At 50.1% G+C, this 6,635-nt stretch carries 7 protein-coding genes and 1 tRNA gene; 4 read left to right on the top strand and 4 right to left on the bottom strand.

The features are described from left to right. The first annotated feature begins 399 nt into the window (after window positions 1-399). Complete coding sequence (locus tag ETG88_RS15920) at window positions 400-1,122, top strand: response regulator transcription factor (protein WP_100777750.1); 723 nt, start codon at window positions 400-402, stop codon at window positions 1,120-1,122. An 11-nt stretch (window positions 1,123-1,133) separates the two neighbouring features. Continuing rightward, window positions 1,134-1,757: a DNA-binding transcriptional activator BglJ gene (gene bglJ, locus ETG88_RS15925; RefSeq protein WP_129035777.1), complete on the top strand. Its 624-nt coding sequence runs from the start codon at window positions 1,134-1,136 to the stop codon at window positions 1,755-1,757. Window positions 1,758-1,803: 46 nt separating this feature from the next. Here the strand turns inward: bglJ and ETG88_RS15930 are convergent, their stop codons facing one another. Continuing rightward, a complete protein-coding gene (locus ETG88_RS15930) occupies window positions 1,804-2,262 on the bottom strand; it encodes a YbaK/EbsC family protein (RefSeq protein ID WP_129035768.1) in 459 nt (152 codons plus the stop codon). Between the two features lie 328 nt (window positions 2,263-2,590). Between ETG88_RS15930 and ETG88_RS15935 the strand changes: the two genes are divergently transcribed. Then, window positions 2,591-3,934: a PTS sugar transporter subunit IIC gene (locus ETG88_RS15935; RefSeq protein ID WP_100777747.1), complete on the top strand. Its 1,344-nt coding sequence runs from the start codon at window positions 2,591-2,593 to the stop codon at window positions 3,932-3,934. An 81-nt stretch (window positions 3,935-4,015) separates the two neighbouring features. Here ETG88_RS15935 and fhuF read toward each other — a convergent pair whose 3' ends face one another. Further along, entirely contained in the window at window positions 4,016-4,804 is a 789-nt protein-coding gene (fhuF, locus tag ETG88_RS15940; RefSeq protein ID WP_129035769.1) for a siderophore-iron reductase FhuF, read from the bottom strand. A 98-nt stretch (window positions 4,805-4,902) separates the two neighbouring features. Then, on the bottom strand, window positions 4,903-5,967 hold the full coding sequence (locus tag ETG88_RS15945) for a GGDEF domain-containing protein (RefSeq protein ID WP_129035770.1): 1,065 nt from the start codon (window positions 5,965-5,967) through the stop codon (window positions 4,903-4,905). 216 nt (window positions 5,968-6,183) lie between these two features. On the opposite strand from ETG88_RS15945, the gene ETG88_RS15950 reads away from it, so the two are divergent. Then, on the top strand, window positions 6,184-6,453 hold the full coding sequence (locus ETG88_RS15950; RefSeq protein WP_100780767.1) for a DUF1435 domain-containing protein: 270 nt from the start codon (window positions 6,184-6,186) through the stop codon (window positions 6,451-6,453). A 43-nt stretch (window positions 6,454-6,496) separates the two neighbouring features. On the opposite strand, the gene ETG88_RS15955 is transcribed toward ETG88_RS15950, so the two are convergent. Beyond that, a tRNA-Leu gene (locus ETG88_RS15955) sits at window positions 6,497-6,583 on the bottom strand. Window positions 6,584-6,635: the final 52 nt, after the last annotated feature.

Consider the following 6,635-nt stretch of genomic DNA (forward strand, 5'->3'; position numbering starts at 1 on the left):
GGTTGCCCTGAAAATGAGAACTGCCAGAGTGTCTGGAATGTTTACTTTTAGCACAAACGGCAGCCTGTCTGGCTCGGGGTCAGATCAACATTTGTGCAATCAGTGGCAGGATGCAACGGCAGGCGCAGAGCGGTCTGGGGTGTTTTTTATTTATTTCGTGAATACTAATTGATGATATATATAATTTATTAATTTAGTTTGATGCGTTTAATATTTTGTGCAAGGACTATTATGTTATTCTGATTTTTGTATTATATTATCCTCGGATTTAACAATGTCAGGATTATAGTTGTTATCGTTAATATAACCTGTACTAATAACTTAGGGTCAGGATAATGCCCATGTCTGAGCCGTGATTTTAATATCATTAATTAGATGAAGAAAGGATTCGGAGAATCTATGTCACCAGTGAAGGGAAAATCAGTAATCGTTATCAGTAAAATCCCGGTGATGCAAACCGGTCTGGGCGGCATCATGGCCAGCCATTTTCCAGAATATGACGTGTCTTTTTGCCGCACACATGACGATCTGACTTTACAGAATTTAAATCGTGCATCTGTCGTGGTTGCTGATATTTCAGGTGATTACGTCAACCCTCGCGGCGCGCTTGAACACTATTATCTGTTATTAAGTCAGTACCGGGATATCCACTGGATTTTTCTGGTCTCACGTCCTCTTTACCCTCTTGCTGTTGAGTTGCTCATACGCCCTGAAAGCACGCTGCTTTCGGATATGGAACCTATCGAAGGCGTCATCAACGCGATCCGCGCGGGGAGCGAGTATTCCGACCGAATAAGTCAGACGCTGTTATCACCTGAGCCGCGAGTTGATGATAATGAGTATAAAGTCCCTGTAATACTGACCCTCTCGGAACGTAAAGTATTACGTCTGCTTGGAAAAGGCTGGGGAATAAACCAAATCGCCACGTTACTGAAAAAAAGCAATAAAACCGTCAGTGCGCAAAAAAATAGTGCGATGCGTCGTTTATCTCTGCACGGAAATGCAGAAATGTACGCATGGATCAATAGTACACAGGGAATGAGAGAGCTGAACTTAATCTCAGCCTATGGAGAGCAAAAGGAATGGAAACAAATGCCTCAGGAAGAGATATTGCTGTCATAGACCAATGCACGATGAGTGCCGTGGGGCTTGAACATCTCTTTGCCATCGCGCCATTTAGCGAATATCGCCTTCATCTGTTTAAAAACTTTAGCAGTTTCAAGGCTGCGCTTTCACAGACTCCTTTTTTCTCAGTGATCTATTCGCTTTCAGATGTGCGAGAAGAACGAAGAAATTGTCTGGTGTCACTGCGAGAACTGGCCCTGACACACAGTGGTATACAGCGCATTATTCTGGCAGCAGACGACGTTGAGGCAAGATTGATCGGTCAACTGACGCCTTCCCGTCTTCACGGAATAATCAGTAAGTCGGCCTCACTGGCGGAGCTGCAAAAACTGCTGATCATTCTGTTAAGCGAAACAGAGCGAGTCAATAACAACGCGTTTGCCCACTGGCAAGGAAGCTTGTCCAGAATGTTAAGCCCAATGGAGCGGGCGATTATGCGCCATCTTTCGGCGGGCCTTTCCATCCCCGAAATTGCGGAGCAGCTTAAACGCAATATCAAAACCGTTCGCGCACACAAATATAATGTGATGGTGAAGCTGGGGGTGAGTTCCGATGTGGGGCTGCTGCATGCGGCAGATATTCTGGGGCAGTTGCCCATGCGTGAGCTGAAACTGACTGTTAAGGCGGCGTAGTGCTTTTCATTGTGCATCATTGCGCCAGAGGAACCTGGCGCAGCGATCAGATGCAGACATCAATCCATTTAGCCGATGTAAGCTCAGCCATTCGCTCAGGCGCGATACGCACTGCGCTGTGAATTGACCCGGCCGCAGGAAGCACTTCCTCATAGTGTTTAAGGGAAACGTCGCAGTAAACGGCCAGCGGAGTCTCCAGACCGAAAGGGCAAACTCCACCAACGGGATGCCCGGTTAGCGTCACCACTTCATCACTGCACAGCATCCGCGCTTTCGCGCCAAAAGCATTTTTCAGTTTTTTGTTATCCAGGCGTGCATCGCCTTTTGCGACCACCAGAATCACCTCGTTTTTAACCTTCAGTGATAAGGTTTTCGCTATCTGTCCCGGCTCGACATGATGGGCGGCTGCGGCCAGTGCAACCGTTGCGGTGCTTTGGCTAAGCTCGATGACATCAATATCCGGGGCATTGTCAGCAAAAAATTGCCGTACGGACTGCAAACTCATTGTTATCTCCTGACAAATATCCTGCGTAATCTGTCATAAGAAATTATGCTCTGTAAATATCTCTTAGGTAACAAATATTCTGTTCACTCGTTTTCTGGATCGCCTTCACATTCACGGAAACCGGTTACAGTAACCGGTTGCAGAGTGTGATGGAGAGATTAATACTGACGGTGTAACTTCCCCTGTATCCAATAATAAGAGTCGAATATGAAACCAATTTGTCCGAGCGGTACCGCTGGTACACGAACCAGCAAGGTGGTGACAATGATGTATGGATCACCGTGTGGCGCGTCTGCGTCCAAACTGAACGTCTGACAGGAGCCCCACTATGTCTGCCAACCATGCTGCGTTTAATCTTATTTTCCGGTTCGTTGAAAACTATGTCAGTCCCGTCGCCGGGCGTATCTCCTCCCAGCGCCACGTGATGGCGATTCGTGACGGATTTATTTCCGCGATGCCCTTTATGATTGTCGGCTCCTTCTTGCTGGTATTTGCTTACCCGCCTTTCTCACCGGACACCACATGGGGCTTTGCCCGTGCGTGGCTGGATATGGCGAAACAGTTCGAAGGGCAGATCCTGACCCCGTTCGATATGACCATGGGAATCATGTCGATCTATATCTGTGCGGCTATCGCCTACAACCTGGGTAAGCACTACGTTAAGTCACATCAGCTCGACCCGTTCATGTGCGCGATGCTGTCGCTGATGGCATTTTTACTGGTTGCTGCACCGAAAACCAAAGGGGCGATGCCAGTCGATAGCCTGGGCGGGACCGGCATATTTACTGCGATTCTGGTGGCCGTGTACTGCGTGGAGATGATGCGTTTCCTGAAGGCACACAATATTGGCATTCGTCTGCCGGACCAGGTGCCACCGATGATCAAAAACTCATTTGATCTGCTGATCCCGGTGCTGGTTGTGGTGCTTACGCTTTATCCGCTGAGCCTGTTTATTCAGTCTCAGTTCGACATGCTAATCCCTCAGGCGATTATGTCGATCTTTAAACCGCTGGTGTCAGCGGCGGATTCTCTGCCTGCAATTCTGCTGGCTGTGTTGATTGGTCACCTGCTGTGGTTTGCCGGGATCCACGGCGCTGCGATTGTGTCAGGCATGCTGCAGATGTTCTGGCTGACTAATCTGGGCATGAACCAGACCGCGCTGGCTCAGGGTGCGCCACTGCCGCATATCTTTATGGAAGCGTTCTGGACCTTCTTTATCGTCATCGGTGGCTCGGGCGCCACGATGGGGCTGGTGATCTGCTATCTGCGCAGCCGTTCCGCACACCTGCGCTCCATTGGCCGTTTAAGCGTTGTACCAAGCTTCTTTAACATTAACGAACCAGTAATTTTCGGTACGCCAATCGTGATGAACCCTGTGTTCTTCATTCCATTCCTGCTGGCACCGATGGTTAACGCGGTGCTCGCATGGGCCGCCATGAAGCTGGATCTGATTGGACGCGTGATTTCTGTGGTGCCGTGGACCGCTCCGGCCCCTGTGGGTGCTGCGTGGGCGTTGGGCTGGGACTTCCGTGCGGCGGTGCTGGTCATCCTGCTGGCGCTGGTCTCTGCCATCATCTACTACCCGTTCTTTAAAGTGTACGAGAAGCAGTTGCTGGAGCAGGAAGCCGAAGAAGCACAGCGTGCTGAAGAGGATAGCCAGCAAGTGGCTTAATCAAAAAGCAAAACGGCAACTTCGGTTGCCGTTTTTGTATTTGCATTTTCCCCCGCTGAAAGAGGGCTGTCTGTAAAGTTATTACTTCAGCGTACAGTCACCACACTGCTGAACATCCGGCAGGCGATAGCGCTGGCAGCAGGTCCGACGAACCAGTAATCCGTCGCGCGGCACCACGGTGCGGAACAACGGATTATCCTGGCCATCTGAAAGCTGTTTGGCAAAGAAACAGGACTGACGCAGCGCCTCGACGGTCTCATCGCCCAGCACCACTTTCATCTCAGTCAGATACCAGTGAATGAGATACCCGGTATTACTCCAGATAAGCTTCCCGTTGATATCGCCAGTCTCTTCCAGCGCATTTACCACTGGAATGAGCGCCTGTTTCACCAGCGTTTCCATACGCTCCTGCGCGGACAACACCGTCGTATTCCGATCCTCATGGACGTCAATCCAGAAGCAGGCCGCGCGGCCGGTCTCATGAAACTCGACGAAGAAATGCTCCGGGGAAAGGTCCAGCGCGGCGTCCTGCGTTAACAGGGCTATCATCAGCGGAGGCACCATCAGCCCGATGTACCATTGCGCCCACAGGGAGAGTAACGGTTTATTTTCTCGCGCAAGATTAGGCTGGTTTCGATAGATATGATCGGAGTAGACCGCGAGCAAAGAGTGCATTTCTGCCGGGCGAGACCACTGCGCCAGCGTCATGGCCTGGTGCGGATGGGGTTCATCCAGCTTGATGAAATCGAGCAGGTAAGCGCGATGTTCGGCGATGGTTTCCCGTACGGAATCCGCAAGCGTTGAACGCCCGGCGCCAGGAGGGGCTAGCCAGATGACAGGATCAACGATTTGTGCGGAACGAGTAGCCATAGGAGAATAGGATACAAATCTAAATGATAATGATTGCCAATCCTAGCTATAGAGCAAACCGATCGCAAGCCTTTTGTCGGTAAAGCGGGAGGTGGGGCTTATCCTGCCTGGAGTTCAGGGCTTAAGAGGATATTGTTGCGGCCCATGTGCTTGGCTTCGTAGAGCGCTTTATCCGCTTTTTCGAGCGCCGCTTCGATATCCTCTGACTCATAAATCGCAATGCCAATACTGATGGTGACGTTGGTCGCCACGCTCTCATTAAACATATGCGGGATCTTCAGGTCGTAGACCTTCTGGCGAATACGCTCGGCGGTCTGGCGCGCCTGATCGAGCGTGACGCTGGTCAGTAGCACCATAAACTCTTCCCCGCCAAAACGGGCGACAATATCGCGTGAGCGCACGGCGTCGCGGATCGCAGCCGAAACCCGAATCAGCGCCTGATCGCCCATCATATGGCCGTAGTGGTCGTTATAGGCCTTGAAATGATCGATATCCAGCAGCAGAACGAAATGTTCTCCCTGCTCAAGCGTAGGCAGATTCTCCAGGCGGCTTTGCAGGCCACGGCGGTTATACAGGCCGGTCAGCGGATCCATCATGCTCAGATCGTTAAGCGTTTCCCGCTCCTCAAGCAGTCGGTACAGCAAGTCCTGAGCAAAACGGTCGTTACGTCTTTGAATTACGTGATGGATTGCAATCCCAATCATCGGCAGCGCGAGGGAGTAAACGATGCGTGGCCAGTACTCGGGAGTGCAAAACCACAGACAGACCAGAAATGTCGGCAGCGAGTGGATAGTAAACGCTTTGATATCACTGGCAAACGCCAGCGAGCCGATAAACAGGACGCTTAGCAGGGCCAGCAGCAGGAAGGTATAAGGGTCCTGCGTGACCAGCATAAATTTCCAGGCAATGTGCCAGGCCCAGATTCCACCAAAGATGAATGAAATCAGCGGAATATTGATCTGCCGGGTTTTATTCTTCCAGTGCCAGACCAGCAGCGACAGGCTGAGTGTGAAAATGAGCGCGACAGGCAGGGTCAGCGTATGCACGCTGTATAAGGGATTGAACACAGTAAAAAGTGCTGACACGGCGTTCAGGAATAAAAATAAACGTAAAGATAACTGATATTTCTTGTGACGTAATGAACGCCAGGATTGTGCTGTCATGTCGGTATGTTTTTAGTAATTCTGAATTAAATCAAACTAATGGCTGCCGATGTGAATGAAATACTGCGCAATAATCAGGGACTAAAATATCAGAAATTTATTATAAATAGTTAACAGGTGTGCAATTTATCACCTTACTCATTTCCTGTCATTACGGGAAAGGTAAAGGTTGCCGGAATGTATCGGCCAGTGCTGACAAATGAGAAAACCTATCATATGATATTGGTTATCATTATCGCATTGAGAGAGAAAAACATGTTGAGCAAGGCGCTGGGAAGTGGATGGGGTGTGTTGCTGCCGGGGATCGTCATCGCTGGGCTGACATTTGCCGATCTCTCATTGGACGTCTGGAAAGCGATTATCGTGTCGGGTCTGCTGGTCACATCAGGAATGATTTGGCATAAGCAGTTGCGTCATTTCGTTCTGCTGCCGTCTTGCGTCGCGCTGATCAGTGGAATGCTGGTAATAATGATGAGTTTGAAATAATAGGGAAATGACAGGGAGTTAATCAGGGAGGAGATAAGATAAGTGGTGCGAAGAGGGGGACTTGAACCCCCACGTCCGTAAGAACACTAACACCTGAAGCTAGCGCGTCTACCAATTCCGCCACCTTCGCACTGTTATCTTATTCTTTTTGATATTGCCTCGTTGGTGCGAGGGGGGGACTT

The organism is Lelliottia nimipressuralis, assembly GCF_004115925.1.
Classification (GTDB): Bacteria; Pseudomonadota; Gammaproteobacteria; order Enterobacterales; family Enterobacteriaceae; genus Enterobacter; species Enterobacter nimipressuralis.